Here is a 25,166-nt window from a genome sequence, read left to right on the forward strand (position 1 = left end):
ATGATGAAGGGATTGATCGTATCAATCTGTTAGATGCGCACCGCCGCGCCAATCAGGACTTTCTTCGGCATCGGCAGAACAAGCGACTACGATCCCGAATATTTGGAATTGTCGCGGCGATCGTGGTTGTTCTCTCTTTTGTCGGCAGCTATTGGCATTACGCCCTGGGCTAACTGGCTTATGCCGCCGGGGCGTCTTCATCTTCGGTCATATGGCGTTTGATCAGCGGGATTTGCGTAAAGAAAAACAGGCAATTGAGGCCGAGGATGCCATAGACGCGAAAGGCCACCCACATCTCGTTTGAGGTGATATGGCGGACCCCTTCGTTCAAAATTCCGATGGCGATGAGAAACAGGCCCAGCCGGAAAGTGAGCTTGCGCCAGCCCTCGTCATCCACGTCCAGCACCTGACCAAAGGCGGTTTTCAGGAAGGATTGCCCAAACATCAAACCGGTCAACAGGAAAGCGCCGCACAGCGCGTTGGTGATGGAGACTTCGATCTTGATAAATTCTTCGTCGCCCAGAAGCAGCGTGAGACTGCCGAAAAATAGCACGAAAATTAACGAGACAGTCGGCAACACCGGAATTTTTCGTGTCATACTCCACGAAGCCATAAACGAGATGACACAGGCGATCACCAAGGCGCCGGTGGCAACGAAGATATCCGACATTTGATCGACCACGAAAAACAGCAGAAGCGGCCCGATATCGATGAGCAACCGGATTAACGGCGACATTTGCGGGGCGGGGCGTGTCGAACTTTCTTGCGTCATGGGCCAAATCTCGAATTCAGTTATACGGCGTTGCCCGGTACGTGTCGGGCTCTGATCCGCCAAAGTAGCGCGAATTTCCTAGTATTTCATTAAAAACCTGCGGCGGCAGGTTTACACCTGTTGCGTCAGTTGGATAGGGCGTTCCTTTTTAAGATCTCGCCGAGCAGCGCATCTGACCCTTTTCCCAGATGTCTGAGGTTGTTCACCGCCGTTGCCATCGTGGCGTCGATCGGTTGAATGCGATCCTCAGTAAAAATGCAAACGGATCCCGACCAGGGGTTTGGCGCGCCCGGCAAATAAACCGCCACATGACCCCCGGCAATCCGTTCAATCTCGAAGGCTATTTGGTAGTTGTCGTCCAGTTTCGCCAAAACAGCCTTCATGTTGTTGCCTTTTTCGCCTTCCTCGAAACTCTGCGTCATGCCTTTGACAAACGCGTAAGTCGGAATTTGCGAGAGGAAATTATTCTCGATATAGCGGACAAATGTCGTTGCCCGGTTTGACCTGGCGGCAATGCCAGCACCAAAGCAGATAAAGACGATGAGCAGGAGGGCTAAAATATTGACGATGGCGATACCACCAAGCATGTCGATCGGGACAATAGCAGATAAGGGTTCGGCGACCCTGGACATGATATCAAATGCCTTGCCCAGAATTATCAGAATGACAACAATTGGGACAAGAAATAAAAGTCCACCGATGATTGTTGTTTTCAAGAAACTGTATTTGTTACCCATGACTACTCCCCCTGTGGCATGAATTTGGAGCCATTCCAAATTGCGCTGCGTCTTGACTAAAAAGAATGGACATGTGCCAGACGATCTCAAGACTAGCGCAAATATTAGCATAATAGAAAGTTTGACATAACTGGCGGTGTCACTCCTCCGTGGTTTTTTTACCCATTGTGGCAAGGTTAGGGACAATAAAAGAGACGCCGGATATGATATTCTTGAGGCCGGTGCGGAGAAAAATTCAATCTATAAAAGTTTAAAAACTTGACATTTAATATATAAACGGGTACAGTATTGGTCTTAGGAGTCATTCAGGGTTTCTTCCTTACAACGAGCGGTACTCGGGTACACAGGCTCCCTGACATGAGAATAGAGGCACGAACGCCGGGCGATGCGAAACATCCCCCAAAAAGCTGCCTCGCCCTTGAATTACTATTTTCTGGTTATGTTTTTGCGGGCAGCTTTGCCCGATGGAGGATGATGTCATGGGGAGTGAAGGCCAGCAACAAATGGAACGAGAGCTCGACGAACGGGCGATGCGGGCCCGGGCGCTTGGCTCAACCAATACAGACTATATAAATAAGCTTGAGAAAGACCGGGCGTGGCGGTGGAAATGGAAATTCCGTCTTACGTTCCTGGCCGTTATCGGACTTGTGACCTTTTTGGCCAGTTTGTATTTCAATACGTGAAACGAACCGGCCGCTGCCAAGAAAGTGGTTGAGGCGGCGACGTTGATCACGCTATTTTGCCTCTGCAAAAGGGGGAGCCGCCCTTATATGTAGCGCAAGCTATTCAAGCAGTTCAATCCGGGGGAGCGGTTTGTTTTCCGTTAATAAGCACGACGGAGCGACAAAGTGCTTATGCTACTTTTAATCATAAAAAATGCCTTACGGACAGGTGACGGATCCGGTTGCTTTTCTTAGTGAAAACATCCAGCTTTGCGGAGCTGTCGTCTTGGGATCTCGGTTGTCTTCGCCATAATTGATATGAGGTGTCACCGAAACTTTGCCACGGTTCACCTTGCCTGAGGCATTGTCAAAAAGGAAAGTGCAGTTTTCCCTGGTGTCTGCTTGCAAGGAATCCGGGGAGAGCACCATCGCCCAGATCCCGGCCACCAGAGCCAATAGGAGAAATCGGTCCAACAGTTTCATGAGAAGGTCCTTTATTGTCTAATTGCGAGATTGTAACTCTGTCATTTAAATTTGCGGATGACATCGCCGCGGAAACTGCCATGATTGAAAAACGGGAGAGCCCTAAAGTCAATCACTTATCAAGTTGAGGAGAGCAGGATGTCGGGGATCAAAACAAAGTTGGGAGCAAAACCAGCGCGGGCGGCGGCGATCCTGCTGTTTGGGGCAGCGTTAACTGTCGGGGCGAGTTATGCGCTAGCGGCGGAGAAAAATACCACCGATGTGGAAGATTTCGTTTTTGGCCGGGCCGAAGCGTTGCTGGTGGCGTTCAATAATACGATCATTTCACTGTCCGTGGATACGGAGCGAACAGCCATTGATATTGCGGCCCTCACACACCGCATGGGACGGCTTGAGCTGAAGCTAGCCGATATGGAAAAACAGTTGGCGGCGGCTCAAAACAAAGAATAATGTTAATCGGTCGCTTCGGCTTTGCGTAACGCTGCGGCGATCATCGGATCACGGCTGTCCAGTTTTTTCAGATTGGCAATGATCTTTTGCCGGACATTTTCTGAATCAGCGAACGTCAGACGTGGCGCCCAGAATAACTTGGAGTGTCGGAAAAACCCGGCTTCATCCAGAAACGAGACGCCAAAATAATAGGCGTCGCCGATATTGTCATAGGCATCTTCATAAAACCGACCCTGACCATCCATGGAAAGACGTAAGGATCGCGCCAGCATAATGGAGATTTCGGCCGACACGGCGGCCCGTTCAAACGCGCCGAGATACGGCCAGCCATAGCGCAGTAATTTGACCACATCATAACTGTGGTGATTGTTTTTGGTGCCGCGATCCTGCCATCCATACGGATAAGGCTGTTCGCGCAGATTAAGGGTGGTAGCGACGATTTTGTCCAGATGCGGGACATCGCCGTTGCGATAGGCGACGATATGAAAGGTAATACTCAAATCATCGCTTTTGTTCATGTCACCATCGGTTTCATACCAGGCGCCCCAATAGCCTGTTTTGGGATTTTGCCAGCGTTCATCGACAATTTTGATCAAGGCTTCCGCCATTTCTTCCCGCGGATAATCTGTCCCTTCGAGGATGCCCGCATAGTCGGGTATCCACAGAAGTTGCCCCAAAGATGAGGTGACGTAATTGAGATCCCGGCGATGGCTGACCCCATCGACTTCCAGGCGGGAGACAATAATTTTGTCGTAGAGGGCGTTAAGTTTCTCCGGTGTATTCACCGGTTCTAGAAACTTGAGCGGATATTTTGCTTTCTTGCCGACCAGTACAAGTTCTTTCAACGGATCAATTGAGGCATGCAGCCGGAACATCCAGGTCTTGTAGCAAGGTCCCCACGAACCATCACTTTGTGTTTGTTCCAAGGCCCAGGATTGATCCTTTTCCTTGAGGCTTTCCTTTAAATCCTCCAGTCCTTGCAACACTTTGGCGTCATATGAGGTGTAGTTGATCAACCAATGGACTTCCCGTGCAATCTGGATGGAGCAGGTGACCGTATCGCCGGCATCCTGGCGGCGGGTGACTTCCTGTGTGAGGGGGGTCAGAAGGGGTTGAAATTTCTTCTTCATCGCTTTCTTGATTTTGCGTTCCGGCTTCTCAAATTCGACCGAATAGCTATAACGCAGCTCGGTCGCGGACGCGGGCACGCTTGCAAAAACGAAAGTGGCGGCCAGCAACGCCGCTCCGAAAGCATGAAGTTTCCTCATAGACATCGCCCCCTACATCACCTAATAACCCGGTCTAAATTCATATAGGTCAGGCTAGCATGAAAGGCCAACGTGTGTGAAATAATTGAAACATCGAAGTTCTGCCAATGTGCCATCTTGCCTTTGACAGCCGGTAAGGCGTAGGCTTCCCAAAGCAGCGGATCGATGAAGCGGAGGAGATTTCGATGACGATGACCATCACACCGACCCAGCTTATTGAACGGTTCTATCACGAACTCTGGAATAAGCCGGACGAGGCGGTGGCCTTTGAGATCCTACATGCCGATTTTCGCTTTCGCGGATCTTTGGGGCCGGAAAGGCGCGGGCCTGAGGGCTTCCTTGATTATTTGCGATCTGTTCGCGACGCCCTGCCAGATTTTATATGTATTATTCAGGACATCGTTTCTGAAAACCGGCAGGCAGTCGCCCGCATGGAATTCGTCGGCACCCATGACGGCGTTTTCTATGAAATGTTTCCTACCCACAAAAAAATCACCTGGGCTGGCGCGGCTTTTTTCAAAACCGATGGAGCGCAAATCACGGAGCTTTGGGTTTTGGGCGATATCGACGCCATCAAGCAGCAACTCGGGACGGGGGATCCCACAAACTTCGGTTGAGATAGGCGGGTGGTGTTGGCGCTAACTATTGCCAACGGTTTCCTTGATTTTTTCCAGGATAAAAGCTTCTGCCTGTTCCGGATTGCCTGCCGACACGGTCTCTGACGTTATACCCGCCAGTTTCGAGACCGCTCCGGTCAGTTTGATGATATCCGCATACCGATGATCATTGGTGACCACGGCATTGAAAAAATGGGTAATGCCACCTTTGGTCAGCATTTTGCTGAAAAACAGCATGTCATCATAGGACAAGTTATTTTCGTGCCCCTGACTATTGTCAACAATACAGAAATAATGCGGAGATTTGGTGAGTTTCAAGGTCTCTTCATAAATTGGGATACGTTCTTCACGCCCGAGGGGGCCGAGCACTTTGATGCGGTGAAGGACGGTGTCGCCGGCCGCTTGTGTTTCGATCTCGCAATGCTTGGAATCAAAAAACGATATTTTCCGAAATTTCATTGGGCGCTCGCAATTTTGGAGAACAATGAAGTATCTGTAATTGTATATAAGAAAAATAAAATACGCAAATTCGCCCTTTGATAGTGTAAATTCTACTCCTTAAAACGCTTTGAAAATCCCGCCAGCTGATTTCCTGATTTACCTCAAGGAGTATCTAAGTAATAGTCATTATCAATTAACAAAAAATGTCTATTTGGTTGAGAAAGCCACTTTGACCATAATTCTTTTGTCTTATCAGGGAGATATCGATGGCTCTTTCAATCATTGGCGCGGGCTTCGGCCGAACCGGGACAGACTCATTGAAAACCGCCTTGGAAATGTTGGGTGTTGGCAATTGCTATCATATGCATGAAGTCATTCCCGATCAGGCACGGGTCGATAGCTGGCGCGCGGTAGCCACAGGGAAATCACCAGATTGGGACAGCATATTTCACGGTTATGGCGCGACGGTGGATTGGCCGGCGGCTTTTTACTGGCGCGAACTGAGTGAATATTACCCGGAAGCCAAAGTCCTGTTGAGTGTGCGGGATGCGGACCTCTGGTATGACAGCATCGAAAAGACCATCCTCACCAGTTTGCGTAAGAGTACGGATCCAGCGTCTCTGGGGCTGACACTGATCCGCGATCAGGTTTTCGGTGGCAATATCGACAATCGGGCGCATGTGATTGCCGCGTACAATAAGAATACCGCCGATGTTCAGGCGAGCATCCCACCAGAACGGTTATTGACCTATCACACGGGAGATGGCTGGGACCCGATTTGTGAGTTTCTCGACATTCCCATCCCAACCGACCCCTATCCCCATCGTAATCAGGCCGGCAGTTTTCACGACAAACTGGACGCCTTAAACAAGGTTCGCGACGCGGGTAAAAGCTAGCTGAATCCTATCATCTGCGTGATATGATCACTCGCTTTTGCCCTCAAATAGATTTTTAATTCCGGAACCTACAGATTCAAGAATATTGCCCACACCTTTCACGGTGCCTCCGATCAGGCCCGAATTCGTGGATTGTTCTTTTGTCAGGGTCAGATCCGCCGGTGCCTTGGTGTCGGCAACTTTTTCAAAGGCGAGGGCGCAGGGAGGTTTGTTGCCGCCCAGAATATCCGTGCCAAATACAGTATCGACAGCATTGACGGGATTAATAAGACTGAGTATTCCGGCACCGAGGTTCTTTGTTCCGGCGACGGGATTGGGAATGGCTTGTGGCGATTTCAAGGTGCCGGTAACCAAAATCGGGACCACCAGATCGGCAAGACCGATGCTTCGGGTTTTTGTCCCGATGGTGAGGCCGAGGGTTTCATCTTTCAGGTTGATGTCGCCGCTGGCGGCGATAACCAGGTCATCTGAATCGACCATGGCGACGGCCGGGGTCATCAACCCGTCCTTGATATCAAAGCGAATGACCATGCAGGAGAATTTCGCAACTTTCTTATCGCCGAAAAAGGTCGAGAAAATATTACCGGCGCCAAAGCTCAAAAACCCAAGAAACCCGCTGTCTATTTGCCCTTTGCGGGAAATCCAGTCGGTTCGTCCGTTAAGGCTGCTCACCAGCTTTCTGGGGCTATTACCAAAGGCCGTCAGGTCACTGTGGCTATCAAGGATCATCTGGACATCGTCGGTTACCACCACATGCAGATCCTGTATGGTTGAGCTTAAAGTGAGCTTCGGTATCTCGACTGCGGTGTTGTAAACAAGGCTTGTCTCCAGGGTTCCTTTGCCTTTTACCATCCGCAGAGGGTCGAGGGACAGAACCTTGTTTTCCAGCAGGATATTGGCGCTCACATCATGAAATTCCATGACATTGCTGACTTTCAGCTTCTTGATACCGACGATCATGTTGGCGTTGTACTGGGCGAGAAATTCAAGCGGTAAAGGCGTATCCTTGAAAATATATTTGTCGTCGCCGGTTGCCGCCGGTGTTGTTTTTACATCGGTTTTGGTAGCCGGTTTCTCCGTTTGGAAAATCGATAAATCAATAACATTTGAGGTCAAGGATCCTTGGATATCCCGAGGGTCGCCTGCCAGGCTGACCGTAAGTTGCCCTGCCAGGTCGGAGGGGCCGACGCGTGCCGTTAAGCCGCTCAGATTTATGGTTTTCTGGTTGGCGACAAGGCTTGCTTCGGCAGTGACCGGCGCGACATCGGGCAGGTCCTTAATCAGCGTTTGGAAGGCGGTCAGGCTGGGCGCCTCAAAGCTCATCTCAAGATGTGCCGTCGGCGCCGTCCGCGCGTTGGAGACTTTGCCAACAAGCGAGAGTTTGGACTCGCCCAAGCTCACCGTCAAATCGATGGGCATTTCTGAATCCTGCACCAGACTGATTAACCGGCCTGTTTTCAAGTCGGTTGTCAACGGTAACTCGATTTTATTCTTACCAAGGATGATCGTGCTATTTGCTTTTAATTCCAGGGTGTTGGGTGATTCAGGAATAATCAGGTTCAAGGAAATTTTCGAGAAACCTGCAACTTCTGTCCCACTGAACGTGATACCCGGAACGTTGAGGTTCAGTTTGCCTCGAAGACTGGCGACTAATGCCCGGGGGCTGCGCCCGGTCGCCGTGAAATCACCTTGGCCGGTGGTCCCATTTTCCAGGGCGACCTTGCTCTCCCGAGTTTTTGTAACGACGTCGCCTTTCCATTGCGCGATATTGAAATGGGCCTTGAAGTCATACACGGAAGGTTTGGTATCCAGGGTCATATCCGCCGTTAAATCAGAGCCGTCATATTGCAATGCACTGATTTTCGTATTCACCTTACCTTCTTTCAAGGCTGTGGTCGCGGCAATGGGCCCGATTTCAATATCTTCGTACACCGCTTTATTGATCTGCAGTTTCACGTCCATATCAAAGGTTTGTAAATCGGACAGATCCAGGGCTTTATCCGACAGGAAAGCAACGAAGTTATTGTCGGTTTTTTCATTCTTACTGGGATGATCCGGCCCCTCGGGCGTTTTCGGCAGCAATGTGAGAAGACGATCTACGTCTATAACATCGCCGTCTACGTTGAGTTGAAGCAACGGAATTTCTCTGCTGCCGTCAAATTTTCCGCTGGCCTTTGCCGCCATCAATGGGCCGGTAAAGGTCACTTTTTCAAAAATCGTTATCTGGTTTTGATGCAATAGGTTGCCGACGACGGTGATCGGGTCTGCATCGGCATCCTTATCTTTTTGCGGTGCCGGCAGACCAAGCCAATTGGCCAGGTTCTGCGCTGAGGTGGCTTTGAAATCCAAAGTCGCCTGCGTTTTCGGTGTCTCGGATAAATCGCGGCTGCCTGCCACATTCAACGTCGCCAACTCCGACTGCAGCTGCGCCTTGAATTTCATGCCAGTTAGCTTTTTCTCCGTGTCTGTGGGAACGACATTTCCGCTGAGCTTTACTTGCCGTCCTTTGAAAGTCATCGTGCCGTCAAGTTCGCCCGGTCCGCGAAGTTCTTTCCGTTCCAGGCGGATCTTGGCGGCCGTTATCATGGCGTCTTTGGATTTGTCGGTGATCGGGCTCAAAGCCAGATCCAGATCAAAACGGGCGTTCTGTGCGAGCAGCAGGATCGTTGAGCCGTCGCTGGTGAAAGTCAGGCTACCATTTCCGATACCGGACACGGGCAGGGTCTCTAGGGCCAGGCCCTCGCCAATTTTATCGAACGGAATTTTCTTCATGCTGGCGTTGGCCGTGAGGCTGGCATTGCCGTTTTTTTCAGTCAAGGCGACATCGCCGGACAGGGTGCCACCATATAAAGCGAGCTGTTCGACTTTTGCACTCAGGTTACCGTCTTTCAAGGTAGCCATGGCGACAACAGGGCCCATGGTGATGCGGTGCGTAATGATTTTTTCCAGCTTGATGTTAAAGGTCGCGTTTGCCTCTTTCAGGAAAGCGAGGTCCAACGGCTGATTGAATTTTTTGCCGGCTGTGGCGAGATTGACCTTGCCGTCTTCACTGACAATAGGTGGCGCCAGTTTGCTGTCGGCAGGGGCTGGGAAGTAGCGCGAGAAATCGAGGACCTTTCCCTCTAGCTTAAGAACGGCGGTTGGTGTGTTCGCCGCAAGGTCCAGTTCTCCGGACAGGGTTGCGTTCAGGTCCTTGCCTTCAAGCACGGCTGTCAGGGCAGTCTTTTGATCAACCTCACTCTTGAACGTGGTTTTAATGTCGACCGCCCCTGGATCGTCTTCAAGGGGCCGGTTGAGCCACTTCGCAATCGCGCCGACGGAAGTTACCTTGATATCCAGAGTACCGTCGATGTCAAAAGGTGGCGCAAGATCAAGCGTTAATGCTGTTCCCATGTCCAGGAACTCGGTTTTGACGGCACCGGTGATTTTCGCCTCGCGCCTATTTTCCAGATCAGCAAGGGTTGTCAGATCAAGCTTCCAGGTGACGACTTTGTCATTGAGCTTTGTCTCGCCATCGATCAATAGCGGAGAGGCCCGGTTTGGCAGACTAACATCCGTTTTTAAATCAACCGCCAAAATTTCCTGCCCCGTACGATGATCCAGGAAATGCACGCGGCCGTTTTCAATGCGGACATTGTCAAGGGCGGCGATGGCAACCGGTAAAGGGCTCGAAGAAGATGTGTCGTCCGTGCTGTCTTCGGCAGGTTGGCTTATATAAGGGCGCCAGTTGGTGTCGCCTTCTTCACTGACTACCAGCGCGATTTTTGGTTCCGAGATGACGAAAGACTGAACATTTAATTGTCTGATAAAGAGCGACAATATGCTGATCTCGCCAGAAATTTCCTTGATTGTTGCAAGGGGCGTCTTCGTCTTGAAAGTCGGTTCTACAAACTTCAGGCCGGTCGCGCGAAAGGTGAGGCTCGGTAACAACGTGAGCTCAATATCGCCGTCAATGGTCAATTCCTTACCGGTTTCGGTGGACACCAGTTCGGCGATCTGCGGCTTAAAATTGTTCCAGTTGATCAGGCGTGGCCCAACGATCAAGCCGGCAATCACCAGTACCAGTAATCCAAGTATCGAAAATCCAATTTTCCGCTTCACGGGGATAGCCTCCTGCCTCTGTGATGCCGGGTTTCCACCAGCGGTCTTCTCATCCCTTATGGTAGTGCGGATTAGGGCAAAAGGAAATTGCTGATGTTAATTTGCGAGAGAAGAAAATACAGACACTGATTGATTTTGTGCACGGAATGGCTTCGCGGCGATGTCACCTATTTCAGTGTACGCAATACCGACCTTATACGGCACATCCGCTTTAACATTTTTTCGACTGCCGTTAGCGACGTTAGTTCTACAAAGTTTTCATCTACGGGTGTGCTCTGTGTTCTATAAAGTTTTCATCTACGGGTGTCGTCTGGCATCCAACCAAGACGCTGGCTATTGTGATGACCAAAGCAACAATAAGAAATTTCAATTTCATGATTTTATATTCCTCCTGATTACATTAGGGATGATTTTTATTATTGAAACAAGCCCCTCCTTCACCAAAACATAACCGTTTTCCTTGATGACCTTGGCGGCGATGAAAGAGGGTAGATATGGTGGATGGCCAATGAATTAGAATTTAGCACATGTGACCAGTCACTAGGGGATTGTACTCTAAAGGATGGTAGAAATATTTTATCGGCCTGTGGTTCAGTAATCCTTCTTTGGCTCTTAGATCTCTATCCACGGAAGGCTAGCCTATTTGGGATGAATATTGGGGAAATTGAAGGAGACTGGGTTTGGTGGCTCTTCTTAATCCTAATTGCCTATTACTGGCTACAATTTCAAATGCAACTCCTTGGAGACTGGAATTAATTTACTTACGGCCCATGACTTTTGCTTCGGGAATACCGAATGGCGACGCCAATCACCGGTTAGGTAGTTTGTAGCCCAACAATCTGGAAAGGCATTAAAAATAAGTAGCAATAATGCCTAATTAAATGCGAAGGAAGTCGAATTGGCGGCCGCTAAATTCGGCTTTGGGCTGACTAAAATAGTTTACGCGAAAATGACAGACTATCTTTCTACTTCCAATCAACCGGGTGTTCGAGCCTAGCGAACGATATCGGTCACGTCGAAGAAATCATACCGATTGCTGTCGCTCGGGATCGCATAATTACGGTCTGGTAATAGCGCTAAGCTCGTTCCAAAGTATGAATTAAAGAGCAGCCGGAACGAATTTACAGGAGTGATTTGATTGTAAAATATTTCCGTACCCACTTGAGGAAAGTAGTAAGCGTTTAGTATCCGGGATTTTTGTCGTATTTCTTGGTCTGTTGCCGATGCCCATTGAAATCCATATTGATCTTTGCGGTAACGGGTTGGATATGGGCCTTCGTCTGCCTGGATTATAATGATGGGTTTTGGCCCAGGTTGGGACAGAAGCGCCTCAATTAAGGAAGTCAAAAACTTGTTAGCATACTGAAGCTGCGCCAGATAGCTTTCTTCCAGCGATCGCGATACGCTTTCTTCAAATTCCAGACAGCGTCCGTTTTTATCAAAAACAAATGGATCATGAGGAACAAGGAAATGTGCAAATGTAAATGTTGGGTCTTTGCTTACGGCCAGCTCCTTTAAACGTTTGAGCTTTTGCGGAACCCGTGAACACTGATCCGGATCAATTGAGCTACTAGATACGCCATTGTTGCTCAAAGAATAAAGGGGAGCGAAGATACTTCGCAGCAAAAATTTTCGGTTGAACTGCCCAAGGCTAGTCGTTCTGAAGTTCTCGTCCGCCATAGGGCTTGCTTCGCTGGGCCCCCACCACGACCCCATATGGGCATATTTGTAACCGATATTCTGCAGATATCGAGTTACGCTGTTTTCTTGCAACAAGCGAATAAATGGCACCAAATCATTTTTATGAGATGGAATTTGCTCGGCTGTAAAATTGTGATAGTCCATATTAAGGCTGGAGCTAACAGATTGCGCGGTAAAGGGATAGTTTGAGGCACTTTCCGTCGCGACGAAAAATCCATTTTTCTGCATAAAAGCAGTGAATTCAGAGTTGTCGAAATTATAGTCGGCTGTGAGAGTTCGCTGGTCCGCATATCGATCTAGAATGATATAGAAAATATTTGGCTTCTTGTTTGCTAACTTCATCTGAGCGGCCAGATCCGCGTTAAAACTACTATTAGTATTCGCGGTTGATGACCGATCTGCCTCATAGATAATTATGTTCGTGGTAGCAAAACCTGAACTAACAATAATCAGAACAGCGACGAACTGAACAGGCAATTTAAAGGTTGCCTTTGCACGCGCAAGGCCACGCGATATAAGTGCCAACAGGACAACAAAAATTACAATAGTTGCCCAAAAAGTTACGAGACCGTCCGATAGGTTAGACAACACCCGGAATATTATAAAGCCATAGACAGTCAAAATAACTATCAGAGAAGAAATGAGAGCAGATTTATATGGCCCTAGGCTTGTCGCCCGAAATACGAGTGTTATCGCGGCCCCGAACCCAACCATGGCAGTGAATAGTAAGATTGCATCAGAGGACCTGACGACAGCGATATTCGTCTCTAAGAAATTCAAGGCTGCGTATATTCCCACAATCGACGGTAATAAATATGCCAGTATGCAGGCAGGCGCCAATTTATCCGTTCTCATGTTTACGCCTTTGAATTAGAACCGTCGGAATTTCTCTTGAACCAGTATAAGACCCGGCCAGCCTCCGTAATTTTCTCCATCTTAACGATGTCAGCGTGTCGCGTAAGAAAATTTCGGAATGTTTCTTCGGAATATTCGTCGAAAATATCTTCGCGTAATTTGAGTAACTGACGAACCATCGGATCATTTTTGGGAACAAACTCGATGACCCCTTCAGGTGCAAGACTTACAAGCCAGCGAATGACATTTTCCAACGGAATATTGCGGCCAATGGCGATGTGGTGAATAAAGGCCAGCGCAACAATAGCGTCTGCATTTTTACGTTGGGATAAACTGCGCCTTTCAGTTTCGTTCCAACCTTGGCTCGGCGATGGGTTTGCGCCATCCAGGAAAAGCGGTTGAAATGCCAATCCTTCCTTTATTGCACGGGCATAACCTTTGTCTAATGCTCCTTGATCAAAATCGAAACCAATAGAGAATTCCGCTCCGTTTTCAAGAGCTATTTTTGAGTAGTCACCTGTATTGCAGCCGATATCCCAGAGAATTTTCGGTTTGATGGATCTTGTAAACTCAGCGACAAACTTTGTCTTCGCCAGTTGTTCCGCGTCCTGATAACTGTGCTGAGTTGAATATTCTTGCCATTCCGTTTTCGTCGCTTTCGCGGGCACAAGAACTTGAATCCAGTCTCTCATTTTTGTCAGCATTTTCTTGTAAGCTGAGAGCGGATATTCAATTTTTTCTGCTGCGCTAGCTGTTGAATTCAAACTTACATTCTGTAACGCTGATTGTGCCACTACTTGTGTCAGCATATTCCAGCTTGTTTTTTTATACCAAGGCAGGATGCGGTTCAAATCAGGCGTTGAAATTCCCTCTTGAGTACCTCGATACCAAGCGTTTGGTATCAAATCGATTTTCGCTCTTAGAAGCAGAGGGTTTAAAAATTGCTCGCAGAATTGCCGGTGGCCTTCCCATGTTTCGCCTTTTCGTAACTTACGAAAAGATAAAATATCGATAAACACGGGAGTGGAACCACGAAATTGCACATTATAGGCGGAGGCGTCTGATAGCGTTACGCCGACTTCCAATGCCTGCAAATGAATATCAAGATGAAGCAATGCCGCTGATTTCAGGAAGGAAAAGGACCACTCATATGGATAGGAAATAAACGGAATTTTGTCATGTTCGATAACTATCCCATCCGGCTTACTATAGTCATCGAGAACAGTATTCGACACAATTGAACTGCCTACAATTTGACCTTTATCGGCAAGAGCTGCTAGCAATCCGGTGCTTTGGACGAATTCAAAGTCTTTCTTTCCGCCTGCCCTTATCACTCTGTAGACTTTTTCACCATCAAGGAAAACCTGCCCTTTAGGGTCTCTGAAAGAACCCGGGTCGACCACCATTTTATTCATTTTTGGATGCGGCCTTTTCTTCATCTTCTGCAAACTCGAGTTCATCAGCATCATTAGTTAGCCCAAACAGGCTAGCAAATTTGTGAAAATAGAGCTTGCCCACGACCAATAGCCCAGCAAAACCACCTAACATAAGTTGGAGTAGCATACTTCCTGTACCTGGATCGAGGTAAGCATATGCAGGGCTTGCAACGCTTAGGCAAAAGAGAACAGCAGACACAAACAGAATAAATTTCGATTTTTTCATAGCTATAGCCACCTTTAATAACCCAAATCTTCAAATCCAGAGGTAGCCTGTAGATTAAGGAAAGTAGGTTAATAATTTGTAACTTTCTCACGAGATTTAGAAGTTTTCTGTGGTCGGAAGATTACGAATAAAATCCAATATATTTAGGAGAGTTGGTCGGGGCGAGAGGATTCGAACCTCCGACCCCATCGTTCCGAACAATGTGCGCTACCAGGCTGCGCTACGCCACCTCCCAAGTCACTCCCTATTCTTGCAATTCGTGTAGAAATTCAAGGAGCTAAATAGTAATTAGGGATCGCCAATACTACTTGAAATTGGTGTTTTACCTTGAAATTATGCTACTTAAATAAGATAATGATACTGGTGTTTGGCGCCAAAAAAATAGTAAAATTTCAATTCGTGCGATCTGGAAGTGATTAATAATGTTGAAAAAAATGGCTCTTTGTCTGTCCGTTCTCCTGGCTTTATCAGCGTGTCAGACGATTCCTACCGGCCCTGACTTTAGTGATATTGCGGTTCCCGTGCCTCCCCAAAATAAAGCGCTGATTATTGTCTATCGCAGCTACGCAGAGCCGACAGGAGTTGATGCAACTGTCTATGTTGATGGAGAGGAACTTTTTCCATTATATCAGAAAAGCTTTGCATTTGCCGTAGTTGAACCTGGTCGACGAAACTTGGAAATAAAATGGCCGGCAATTACCATGACGCCTGGTTGGCAGGGTGAAGGCAATTTCGAAAAGGACCGAACCTATTTCTTTCAATTAACGGGAACGTCAGGCAATGGGGTTTATTTTAAATCGATGTTGAGAGGCCAAAGTGAAGCTCTGGCTTCGGCCAATCTATCTTCGTGCTGCAGGTTAATTACCGACCTGAAAGATAGTGTTTCATTGGCAAATGCGACCTATAAAACGGAGGAACAGGCGAATGATGCGGTTGGCCGATTTGGAAATTTGAAAGTAGGTATGTCGCCTGAGGATGTGATCAACGCCATCGGCAAACCCGATCAAATGAATCTGAAATCAACAGGTAAAGCGTACATCCCCTTTTTTTTTGGGACAGATACCCTGCGATCATATTGGTCCTACAAGGGGCAGGGATACGTTGTTTTTACCCGCAATGAGTATACCGGATCATTGAAACTGGTCGAGACCATAAATGATCCAAAAATCTGATAGGTTGCATTGATGTCAACGGGTAAGAATATAGTGATATAAAAAATTGGTCGGGGCGAGAGGATTCGAACCTCCGACCCCATCGTTCCGAACAATGTGCGCTACCAGGCTGCGCTACGCCCCGACCGGTGGCAGGTATGCCAATAGACGCATTTTATACGCCCAAAACCGAGCTTTCTGCAAGCGAGAAATGGGTATTTGCAGGCGCCTAATAGGCACGCTCGATGGAAAAATCAACGGCGTCTTGCAAGGCCGTTTTAATGTCGCTGTCGGTGAATATTCCTAAGGCATCCTTAGCCATGGCGCCGTAATGCCGGGCGCGTTCGATCGTATCATCCAACGCCCGATGTTTTTGAATGATCTCAAGCGCGGTTTCAAGGTCGCCCTCTTTTTGATTACCGGCTTCGACAACCCGTTTCCAAAAACTGCGTTCCTCTTCATTGCCACGCCGAAAGGCGAGAAGGAGAGGTAGTGTAACTTTTCCTTCGCGGAAATCATCGCCAATGGCTTTACCCAATAATTGCTGCTCGGCAGAATAATCCAGGGCATCGTCGACCAACTGAAAGGCAATACCAAGGTTTCGACCATAGCTTTCGAGAGCCTCCGCTTCGGCTTTTGGACGGTTGGCGACAACAGCACCAACCTGACACGCGGCTGCGAATAAAGCGGCGGTTTTGGAGGCAATGACCTGAAGGTAACTGTCTTCTGTGGTATTGGTATCGCCAATATTCATCAACTGCATTACTTCGCCTTCGGCAATAACAGCCGACGCATTGGACAAAATGGCGAGAACCTCAAGAGAGCCATCTTCGACCATCAGTTGGAAGGATCGGCTGAACAGGAAATCCCCAACGAGGACACTTGCCTGATTACCCCACAGAACATTTGCGGTTTCATTGCCACGCCGCAGATCACTTTCATCCACCACGTCATCATGGAGGAGAGTTGCGGTATGAATAAACTCAACGCAGGCCGCGAGCTTCTTGGCGCGATCCCCTTCATATCCACACAGGTTAGCCGCCCCGAGTGTCAGGACGGGTCGCAATCTTTTGCCGCCGGCAGCGATTAGATGCTTGGCCAATGTCGGGATCAATTCCACTTCGCTATGCATGCGATTGAGGATGATCTGATTGGTCTCTTCCAGGTCCGCCTGTATAATATTCATCAACGGCTGCAACGATGCTTTGCCTTGCTGGTTTTTGCGCTCTTCTATATTGACAATAACGGCCACGTTCGTCTCGTTCCTCTTTACATGCTTAGGACTATGATTTGGGGTGAGCATAGCTTAAGATCAAGCCCGGTCAAGTAACAGCCCGGGGCTAGCGTTAATTTCTGTCTATCCGGATCAATTTGTAGGAGCACAGAGCCCTTGGAAGAGTTAATACGTAGTAACGATCCCGTGCTAATTTCCTATATTCTTGCGGTTTTGGCGGACGAGGACATAGAAGCCGTTGTGCTGGACGAGTATACGTCCATTTTGGAAGGGAGCATTGGCGCGATCCAGAAGCGGGTCATGGTTCTATCTGAAAAAATTGTGCAGGCAAAACGGGTTTTGAAGGACCTTGATCTCGCCGATGAAATTAGAGAAAAATGACCGGATTGCAGATTACCATCGACGGATTTTTGGACAATACCTTGAAGGTGAAACAGCCTCACGTTGGTTTTCGCGCTGGATCTGATGCTGTTTTATTGGCGGCGGCAGTCGAGGCCAGCGACCCGGTCTCTGTTTTGGATGTCGGATGTGGTGTCGGAACTGCCGGATTGTGTCTTTTACATCGTATGCCGGACGCGACACTTTGGGGATTGGAAATGCAACCCGAACTCGCCGAGTTAGGCGCGGAGAATGCAGCTATAAACAATATGTCGCACCGGGCTCAAATTATGTGTGCTGATATTGCCGATAGAGGCGTCTTTCGCAAGTTGATCGGCCCCGACCAGAAGCCCTTATTGGAAGCCGGCTTTGACCATGTCATTACCAATCCGCCCTTTTATGAAAAGGGCCGGGCACAAACGGCACAGACAGCCATCAAATCACTCGCTCATATTGAAAGCAATGTGGATCTTGCCAGCTGGTTGCAATTTTGTGTGGCGAGGTCGAAGTCGAAGGGCAAGGTAACAGTTATCCATCGCACTGATCGGTTGGCAGAAATCTTATCAGTCTTGTCGGTGCGGTGCGGTAGCATAATTGTCACCCCGCTTTGGCCGGATGCAGAAAGTTCTGCGAAAAGAGTGATTGTCCAGGCGGTCAAAAGCGGAAATGGCCCGTTGGAGCTGAAAAATGGCCTAATACTTCATGATTCAGACGGACTGTCAACGCACCCCGCAGACCTGATTTTACGTCATGGGGCCTCCCTGAATCATGCATTGAGTCGAAAATACTTGTAGATACAGATCAAATCCTTACTTTAACGCTCATGAAAATATCTGAATTAATAGCCAAGACGCCGTTGAAACGGTTTGTCGATAAATCGCCTGTTGTGGCCGTTCTTCCGTTATACGGCGTGATTGCCTCCGGCGGTGGTAAGCTGCGCGGTGAAAATATCAATTTGTCAGGCATGGCAGAAAAAATTGAGGATGCCTTCGCGACGAAAAATCTGAGTGCTGTCGCGCTACCCATAAATTCACCTGGCGGCTCGCCCGTTCAATCGTCGTTGATATTCGATCGCATTCGCCAACTCGCGGATGAGAAAGAAATTCCGGTTTATGCTTTCGCCGAAGATGTGATGGCGTCCGGGGGCTATTGGCTGGGACTTTGCGCTGATGAAATTTACGTCAACCAGAATTCAGTGGTTGGATCAATTGGGGTCGTATCTGCGAGCTTTGGATTTACGGGCCTTCTTGAAAAAGTAGGCGTAGAGCGGCGTGCTTATTCCGCCGGCGAAAACAAGATGAAATTGGATCCTTTTAGTCCGGAAAAGGCAGAGGACGTCGTTTGGCTTAAGAAACTGCAAGGAGAGATCCATGAAAATTTCAAGGATCTAGTCAAAAGCCGGCGTGGTGATCGGTTAAAAAAACGCAAGGACAAAGAGCTGTTTTCAGGCGATGTCTGGACAGGGCCAAAAGCTGTAGAGCTGGGCCTGGTCGACGGTATCGCCGACATACGATCTTTTATGCGCGAGAAATACGGCGAGAAAGTTAAATTCAAACGGTTTGAGGGACGGCAAGGCTTTTTGCAGCGGAAACTTGGTCTTGGCGCCTCGGTTGGTGAAGATGCCGTGGAAGGATTCCTTGCTGCGGTGAAAAACCAAGCGCATTGGGGGCGATTTGGTTTATGATTCGCTTGCCGCAACTTGAGATAGGAGGGTAGATGTTCTCGCCGACAAAAATCATCTTTATCGTTATCGCCATAGCGCTGGTCTATTTTGGCAATAAATTCTATCGATCTACAATTGCACCGAATCTTGAAAAGAATAAAAAGAACGCGGAATTCAAAGGCCGGTCGTCCGATAAAATGCTCGATCTGGAAGAATGCCCTAGCTGTGGTTCTTTTGTTGCGGACCTGTCAGAGCATAGCTGCAAAAGCGGAAAATAAAACGCGGTTTTAATGCCGGTTGACCGAGACCAGCCTGACCCTTATGTTGCGGCGCACATATCAACAATCAGTCTATGGTCAGTATTATGGCGAATAATGTGGCGTCTTCGCCGTCAACATCTTTTCAGGACTTGATCCTGACATTGCAACATTTCTGGTCAGAGAAGGGATGCGTTATACTGCAACCCTACGATATGGAAGTGGGCGCCGGGACATTTCATCCGGCAACGACATTAAGGGCTTTGGGTCCGGAACCTTGGAAAGTCGCCTATGTTCAGCCGTCTCGTCGACCAACCGATGGTCGATACGGTGAGAATCCAAATCGGGTGCAACATTTTTACCAATTTCAGGTTTTGCTAAAACCGTCTCCCGACAACATTCAACAGCTCTATCTTGAAAGTATTTATGCTTTGGGGATTGATCCAAAATCTCATGATATCCGATTTGTTGAAGATGACTGGGAAAGCCCGACTTTAGGCGCTTGGGGACTGGGTTGGGAAGTCTGGTGTGATGGTATGGAAGTCAGCCAGTTTACATACTTCCAACAAGTCGGCGGCTTCGAATGTAATCCAATCTCCGGTGAGCTCACCTACGGGATGGAGCGCCTTGCCATGTATATTCAAGGCGTTGATAGTATGTTCGATTTGAAATGGAACAATGACGGCGTGACCTATGGCGATGTGTTCTTGCAAAATGAGCAGGAATTCTCGGCTTATAATTTTGAACATTCAAATGTCGATATCCTGTTGCGGCATTTTAAGGATGCCGAAATTCAGTGTCAGGAAATTCTGGACGCCGGACTAGCGTTGCCGGCGTATGATCAGTGCATGAAAGCCAGCCATGTGTTTAACCTTCTCGATGCACGCGGGGTTATTAGTGTGACGGAGCGGGCGGCTTATATTGGCCGGGTGCGGGCGCTCGCCAAAGGCTGTGCAACGCAATGGTTGCGCGGTCGCGGGCATCTGGCGGAGGGCGAATAAATGGCCGAATTGCTGTTAGAACTGTTCTCTGAGGAAATTCCTGCTCGGATGCAGAATAAAGCCGCGGCTGATTTGGCGCGGCTGGTTGGCGAGGGCTTGAAAGCGGCCGGGCTTACTTTTGATAATACGGCAGGCTATGTAACGGCCCGTCGGTTGACCGTTGTTGTCAGTGGCTTGCCGACAGCGCAGCCGGATGTCTCTGACGAACGCCGCGGCCCCCGTGTAGGTGCGCCGGATAAAGCGGTTGACGGTTTTCTGAAATCCGCAAACCTGAACCGGGATCAACTGGAAGAGCGTGAGACCGAGAAGGGCAACTTCTATTATGCGGTAATTGAAACCAAGGGACGGGATACCGCCGAGGTTTTACCCGATCTTCTGAGCAGCGCCATTTCAGCGTTGCATTGGCCAAAACCCATGAAATGGGGAAGCTATTCTGCGCGCTGGGTGCGTCCCTTGCATAACATGCTGTGCCTGTTTGGTGGCGCCGTCGTGGCGTTTGATTGGGAACATTTGACGGCGAATAATCAAAGCTATGGTCACCGGTTTATGGCTCCAGAGGCATTGGAAATTAAAGATTTTGCCGATTACCGAGTGAAAATGAAATCGGCATTTGTGGTTCTGGATGCGGCGGATCGGCGCACCATCATAAAACAGGACGCAACGCGACTGGCGACAGAAGAAGGCTTGTCCCTTATTGACGATCCAGCCCTTATAAGTGAAGTGGCGGGTTTGGTTGAATGGCCGGAAAGTCTTATCGGGTCAATTGACGCGCAATTTATGGATGTTCCGCAAGAGGCCTTGATTTCGGCGATGCGCAAACATCAGAAATATTTTTCGCTTCAGGATGAAACGGGCAAAATGGCGCCGCGCTTTATTGTAGTCGCGAATTTGCGGGCGGAAGATGGAGGAACACAAATCGTTGCCGGTAACGAGCGGGTCTTGAGTGCGCGACTTGCCGATGCCAAGTTCTTCTGGGATCTGGATCGAAAAAACACTCTTGAAAGTCGGGTGGACCAGCTGGAGAAGATTATTTTTCATGCGAAGCTTGGTACCGTCCGGCAAAAAATTTCTCGGGTCGTCGACCTCTGCGCTGCGATCGCGCCTTTTGTTCCGGATGCAGACCCAGCTCTTTGCGCCCGGGCAGCTTTGCTGGCGAAAGCGGATCTTTCTACGGAAATGGTCGGCGAGTTCGCGGATTTACAAGGCTTGATGGGTCGGTATTACGCGGAATATGACGGAGAAAAGACAGCCGTGGCCAAAGCAATTGAGGAGCATTACTCGCCTTTAGGCCCGAAAGACGATTGTCCCTCAGATCCGACCAGTGTTGTTGTCGCCCTGGCAGATAAAATCGATACCTTGGTTGGCTTTTTTGCGATTAATGAAAAACCGACGGGCTCGAAGGATCCATATGCTTTACGTCGGGCGGCTTTGGGCGTGATCCGGCTCGTGATTGAGAATAACCTTCGTTTATCGTTGCAAGATATTTTTGACGAAGCCGCAATTAAACCCCAGATCATTGATCATGTGTTTAATGTAAAAGATCTGTTGAAGTTCTTCGCTGACCGGCTGAAAGTACATTTGAAAGAGCAGAGCGTCCGTCATGATTATATAGAGGCGGCTTTCGCCGTTAGTGAGGACAAGAGTGATCTTGTCCGTCTGATGGCGCGGGTTGAGGCATTGTCGAGCTTCCTTGGATCGGACGACGGAGCGAATTTGCTCATCGCGTACCGTCGTGCCGCTAATATTCTCCGTATCGAGGAGAAGAAAGCAAAACCATTTGCCTACGCACCACCGGTTGATGAAGAACTGCTGACGGATCCGCTCGAGAGAGCACTTTATGAGCAGATCGAGAAAGTCAGTGGTCCTATTAACGGCGCGATCGCTTTCGAAAGATTTGAGGAAGCTGGAACCGCCATGGCAACTTTAAGAAAACCAGTTGATGATTTCTTTGAAAAGGTGACGGTCAACGTCGAGGAGCCTAAAATCAGGGTGAACCGGTTACGGCTTTTATCCAGCATTCGCAATTTACTAGGGCAATTGGCGGATCTGTCGAAAATAGAAGGCTAAAATTTACCTTTACCATATAAATATGACGTATTCGAAACCTGAAAGTAGGACTTGAAATGACGAAGTGGGTATATTCTTTTGGCGATGGCAAGGCGGACGGTACTGCAGAGATGCGGAATCTCCTCGGCGGTAAAGGGGCAAACCTTGCAGAAATGAGCAATCTCGGTTTGCCGGTCCCATCAGGTTTTACACTGACGACTGAGGTTTGTACGGCTTATCTCGACCAGAATGAAACTTATCCCGATACATTGAATGTTCAAGTCGGTGATGCTATTGCGCAAATAGAGCAATCGGTTGGCGGCGGCTTTGGTAATCCCGAGCAACCGCTTTTGGTGTCTGTTCGGTCCGGCGCCCGGGCGTCTATGCCGGGTATGATGGATACCGTCCTAAATTTGGGACTCAATGACGAAACCGTGGCGGGACTGGAAAAGCAAAGTGGCGATAAACGCTTTGCCTATGACAGCTATCGTCGGTTTATTCAGATGTATTCTGATGTGGTTCTTGGTGTTGATCATTATCACTTCGAAGAATTACTGGAAATATTGAAAGAAGAGAACGGCTATTTCCTTGATACGGATCTATTGGCGGATGACTGGGAAGTTCTCGTTGGACGCTATAAAGCCAAAGTAGAAGAAGAACTCGGTCGGCCTTTCCCGCAAAATGTACAGGATCAATTGTGGGGCGCGATTGGGGCGGTCTTCGGCTCGTGGATGAACCAACGAGCGATTACCTATCGCCGCTTACATGAAATTCCAGCAAGCTGGGGAACAGCAGTCAATGTCCAGGCGATGGTGTTTGGAAATATGGGCGATGATAGCGCAACCGGCGTTGCCTTTACCCGCGATCCGTCGACAGGCGCAAAATTGTTTTATGGGGAGTTTTTGGTCAACGCTCAAGGTGAAGATGTTGTTGCTGGTATTCGGACACCCCAGAATCTAACAAAACAATCCCGTCTGGATGCTGGCGCTAATGCGCTTTCCATGGAGGAGGTTTTTCCAGAAGTTTACGATCAGCTGGTGGCTGTCTATAAGCGACTTGAAGCCCATTACCAGGATATGCAGGATATTGAATTCACGGTTCAGCAGGGTAAACTTTGGATGCTGCAGACACGCTCCGGCAAACGGACGGCGAAAGCGGCTCTCAAAATCGCCATTGATATGGTCGATGAGGGGCTCATCGACAAAGAAGAAGCAATTAAGCGAATTGACCCGGCCTCCCTTGATCAGTTGCTGCATCCGACTTTGGATCCGGCCGCTGAACGGAACATTATAGCCCGCGGATTGCCGGCTAGTCCTGGTGCCGCCTCCGGCGAGATTGTCTTCAATAGTGATGAAGCTGAGAGTCTCGCCAATGACGGTAAATCTGTCATTTTAGTGAGAGTGGAGACGAGCCCCGAAGACATTCATGGCATGCATGCGGCGAAAGGAATTCTCACCAGCCGTGGCGGTATGACCAGCCATGCGGCCGTTGTCGCGCGTGGCATGGGTCGGGCTTGCGTCTCGGGTGCGGGGTCACTGAATATTGATTACAAGAACCAGACGCTGAGCGTTCTGGGTGAAACCTATAAAAAAGGCGACATTATCACCATTGATGGTGGTTGCGGTGAAGTAATGCTGGGCTCGGTCGACATGATCATGCCCGAAATGTCCGGCGAATTTGGTGAATTGATGTCCTGGGCCGACGAAGTCCGGCGGATGAAAGTTCGGACCAACGCGGAGACTCCGCTGGACGCGAAGACTGCCCGCAAATTTGGCGCTGAAGGTGTCGGACTTTGCCGGACGGAGCATATGTTTTTTGATGCCGATAGAATTGTTGCTGTGCGTCAAATGATTTTAGCCGAAGATCTGGCGGATCGTCAGGCGGCGCTTGCTAAACTCCTCCCGGTACAGCGAGCAGATTTTATCGAGTTGTTTAGGATTATGGCCGGGCTCCCCGTTACAATCCGGCTTTTGGACCCTCCATTGCACGAATTTCTACCAAAGACAGATGCGGAAATTGACAGTTTGGCAGAAGCGCTAGGCGCCGACGCGGGTAAATTGCGCCACCGTGCGCTTCAATTGCACGAGTTTAATCCAATGTTGGGGCATCGTGGTTGTCGGTTGGGTATCTCTTTCCCGGAAATCTACGAAATGCAGGCACGGGCAATTCTTGAGGCGGCTGCGGAAATTTCCAAGGAATTGGGAGAAACAGTTGTGCCGGAAATCATGATCCCATTAGTAGCAACCAAACGCGAGCTTGAGATACTAAAACAAAAAATTGAAGCCGTAGCTGATGCAGTGAAGGAAGAAAGTGGTAAATCTGTCGAGTATTTAATCGGTACCATGATTGAATTGCCGCGGGCGGCTTTACGCGCTGGAGATATCGCACAAGAAGCCGAGTTCTTCTCATTCGGTACCAATGACTTGACGCAAACTACCTACGGTATCAGCCGGGACGATAGCGGATCCTTCCTGGAAGATTATGTGAATCAAGGGATTTACGAAGTTGATCCCTTTGTCTCTTTGGATCAGGAAGGCGTGGGCGAACTAGTGGAAATAGCCGTCAAGCGCGGTCGGGAAACGCGAGAAGATATCAAGCTCGGTATTTGCGGCGAACATGGTGGAGATCCCAATAGTATTGATTTTTGTGAGCGGATTGGGCTGGATTATGTATCCTGTTCACCCTACCGCGTTCCGATAGCTCGACTGGCTGCTGCACAAGCTGCATTGGGATTGAAAAGAGTCTCAGAAGCTTGAGAAAGATAGAAAAAGCCCGGATTTTCCGGGCTTTT

General features: G+C 48.9%; 22 protein-coding genes and 2 tRNA genes. 12 read left to right on the top strand and 12 right to left on the bottom strand.

Annotated elements, in window-relative coordinates; all coding sequences use genetic code 11:
• Nucleotides 1–178 precede the first annotated feature (178 nt).
• Complete coding sequence (locus V7723_RS14905; RefSeq protein ID WP_335685283.1) at nucleotides 179–772, bottom strand: septation protein A; 594 nt, start codon at nucleotides 770–772, stop codon at nucleotides 179–181.
• A 125-nt stretch (nucleotides 773–897) separates the two neighbouring features.
• Entirely contained in the window at nucleotides 898–1,509 is a 612-nt protein-coding gene (locus tag V7723_RS14910; RefSeq protein ID WP_335685284.1) for a DUF502 domain-containing protein, read from the bottom strand.
• 464 nt (nucleotides 1,510–1,973) lie between these two features.
• On the opposite strand from V7723_RS14910, the gene V7723_RS14915 reads away from it, so the two are divergent.
• Nucleotides 1,974–2,192 (top strand): hypothetical protein, encoded by a 219-nt coding sequence (locus tag V7723_RS14915; RefSeq protein WP_335685285.1) that lies wholly within the window; start codon nucleotides 1,974–1,976, stop codon nucleotides 2,190–2,192.
• A 198-nt stretch (nucleotides 2,193–2,390) separates the two neighbouring features.
• On the opposite strand, the gene V7723_RS14920 is transcribed toward V7723_RS14915, so the two are convergent.
• Entirely contained in the window at nucleotides 2,391–2,654 is a 264-nt protein-coding gene (locus V7723_RS14920) for a hypothetical protein (RefSeq protein ID WP_335685286.1), read from the bottom strand.
• Nucleotides 2,655–2,792: 138 nt separating this feature from the next.
• Here V7723_RS14920 and V7723_RS14925 point away from each other — a divergent pair, with 138 nt between their 5' ends.
• Nucleotides 2,793–3,104: a hypothetical protein gene (locus tag V7723_RS14925; protein WP_335685287.1), complete on the top strand. Its 312-nt coding sequence runs from the start codon at nucleotides 2,793–2,795 to the stop codon at nucleotides 3,102–3,104.
• A gap of 2 nt (nucleotides 3,105–3,106) precedes the next feature.
• Here V7723_RS14925 and V7723_RS14930 read toward each other — a convergent pair whose 3' ends face one another.
• Complete coding sequence (locus V7723_RS14930; protein WP_335685288.1) at nucleotides 3,107–4,372, bottom strand: hypothetical protein; 1,266 nt, start codon at nucleotides 4,370–4,372, stop codon at nucleotides 3,107–3,109.
• A 185-nt stretch (nucleotides 4,373–4,557) separates the two neighbouring features.
• On the opposite strand from V7723_RS14930, the gene V7723_RS14935 reads away from it, so the two are divergent.
• Complete coding sequence (locus tag V7723_RS14935) at nucleotides 4,558–4,989, top strand: ester cyclase (protein ID WP_335685289.1); 432 nt, start codon at nucleotides 4,558–4,560, stop codon at nucleotides 4,987–4,989.
• Between the two features lie 21 nt (nucleotides 4,990–5,010).
• Here V7723_RS14935 and V7723_RS14940 read toward each other — a convergent pair whose 3' ends face one another.
• On the bottom strand, nucleotides 5,011–5,448 hold the full coding sequence (locus V7723_RS14940; protein ID WP_335685290.1) for a hypothetical protein: 438 nt from the start codon (nucleotides 5,446–5,448) through the stop codon (nucleotides 5,011–5,013).
• A 248-nt stretch (nucleotides 5,449–5,696) separates the two neighbouring features.
• On the opposite strand from V7723_RS14940, the gene V7723_RS14945 reads away from it, so the two are divergent.
• Complete coding sequence (locus V7723_RS14945; protein WP_335685291.1) at nucleotides 5,697–6,326, top strand: sulfotransferase family protein; 630 nt, start codon at nucleotides 5,697–5,699, stop codon at nucleotides 6,324–6,326.
• Between the two features lie 27 nt (nucleotides 6,327–6,353).
• On the opposite strand, the gene V7723_RS14950 is transcribed toward V7723_RS14945, so the two are convergent.
• From V7723_RS14950 to V7723_RS14970, 5 genes are all read right to left on the bottom strand, one after another.
• Nucleotides 6,354–10,427 carry an AsmA family protein gene (locus V7723_RS14950; protein WP_335685292.1) on the bottom strand — a complete coding sequence of 1,358 codons (4,074 nt, stop codon included), beginning with the start codon at nucleotides 10,425–10,427 and terminating at the stop codon, nucleotides 6,354–6,356.
• A 993-nt stretch (nucleotides 10,428–11,420) separates the two neighbouring features.
• Entirely contained in the window at nucleotides 11,421–12,983 is a 1,563-nt protein-coding gene (locus V7723_RS14955) for a sulfatase-like hydrolase/transferase (RefSeq protein WP_335685293.1), read from the bottom strand.
• Between the two features lie 2 nt (nucleotides 12,984–12,985).
• Nucleotides 12,986–14,398 carry a class I SAM-dependent methyltransferase gene (locus V7723_RS14960; protein ID WP_335685294.1) on the bottom strand — a complete coding sequence of 471 codons (1,413 nt, stop codon included), beginning with the start codon at nucleotides 14,396–14,398 and terminating at the stop codon, nucleotides 12,986–12,988.
• Complete coding sequence (locus V7723_RS14965; protein WP_335685295.1) at nucleotides 14,391–14,645, bottom strand: hypothetical protein; 255 nt, start codon at nucleotides 14,643–14,645, stop codon at nucleotides 14,391–14,393. Before V7723_RS14965 ends, V7723_RS14960 begins: the two co-directional genes overlap by 8 nt.
• Before the next feature lie 153 nt (nucleotides 14,646–14,798).
• Nucleotides 14,799–14,875, bottom strand: a tRNA-Pro gene (locus V7723_RS14970).
• Nucleotides 14,876–15,067: 192 nt separating this feature from the next.
• Here V7723_RS14970 and V7723_RS14975 point away from each other — a divergent pair.
• On the top strand, nucleotides 15,068–15,817 hold the full coding sequence (locus tag V7723_RS14975; protein ID WP_335685296.1) for a hypothetical protein: 750 nt from the start codon (nucleotides 15,068–15,070) through the stop codon (nucleotides 15,815–15,817).
• Between the two features lie 47 nt (nucleotides 15,818–15,864).
• Here V7723_RS14975 and V7723_RS14980 read toward each other — a convergent pair.
• A tRNA-Pro gene (locus V7723_RS14980) sits at nucleotides 15,865–15,941 on the bottom strand.
• An 84-nt stretch (nucleotides 15,942–16,025) separates the two neighbouring features.
• Entirely contained in the window at nucleotides 16,026–17,048 is a 1,023-nt protein-coding gene (locus V7723_RS14985; protein ID WP_335685297.1) for a polyprenyl synthetase family protein, read from the bottom strand.
• 138 nt (nucleotides 17,049–17,186) lie between these two features.
• Between V7723_RS14985 and V7723_RS14990 the strand changes: the two genes are divergently transcribed.
• The 7 genes from V7723_RS14990 (at nucleotide 17,187) to ppdK (ending at nucleotide 25,131) form a co-directional block, all read left to right on the top strand.
• Entirely contained in the window at nucleotides 17,187–17,411 is a 225-nt protein-coding gene (locus tag V7723_RS14990; RefSeq protein ID WP_335685298.1) for a putative signal transducing protein, read from the top strand.
• A complete protein-coding gene (locus V7723_RS14995) occupies nucleotides 17,408–18,202 on the top strand; it encodes a tRNA1(Val) (adenine(37)-N6)-methyltransferase (protein WP_335685299.1) in 795 nt (264 codons plus the stop codon). Before V7723_RS14990 ends, V7723_RS14995 begins: the two co-directional genes overlap by 4 nt.
• Before the next feature lie 29 nt (nucleotides 18,203–18,231).
• The gene (locus tag V7723_RS15000; RefSeq protein WP_335685300.1) at nucleotides 18,232–19,092 is read left to right on the top strand and encodes a S49 family peptidase; all 861 of its coding nucleotides are present in this window, start codon (nucleotides 18,232–18,234) and stop codon (nucleotides 19,090–19,092) included.
• Nucleotides 19,093–19,124: 32 nt separating this feature from the next.
• Nucleotides 19,125–19,349 (top strand): hypothetical protein, encoded by a 225-nt coding sequence (locus V7723_RS15005; protein ID WP_335685301.1) that lies wholly within the window; start codon nucleotides 19,125–19,127, stop codon nucleotides 19,347–19,349.
• An 86-nt stretch (nucleotides 19,350–19,435) separates the two neighbouring features.
• Entirely contained in the window at nucleotides 19,436–20,329 is an 894-nt protein-coding gene (locus V7723_RS15010; RefSeq protein WP_335685302.1) for a glycine--tRNA ligase subunit alpha, read from the top strand.
• Entirely contained in the window at nucleotides 20,330–22,396 is a 2,067-nt protein-coding gene (gene glyS / locus V7723_RS15015) for a glycine--tRNA ligase subunit beta (RefSeq protein ID WP_335685303.1), read from the top strand.
• A 56-nt stretch (nucleotides 22,397–22,452) separates the two neighbouring features.
• The gene (gene ppdK, locus V7723_RS15020; RefSeq protein WP_335685304.1) at nucleotides 22,453–25,131 is read left to right on the top strand and encodes a pyruvate, phosphate dikinase; all 2,679 of its coding nucleotides are present in this window, start codon (nucleotides 22,453–22,455) and stop codon (nucleotides 25,129–25,131) included.
• The last annotated feature ends 35 nt before the right edge of the window (nucleotides 25,132–25,166 follow it).

Origin of the sequence: Sneathiella sp. (genome assembly GCF_036960985.1) — a bacterium.
GTDB lineage: Bacteria > Pseudomonadota > Alphaproteobacteria > Sneathiellales > Sneathiellaceae > Sneathiella.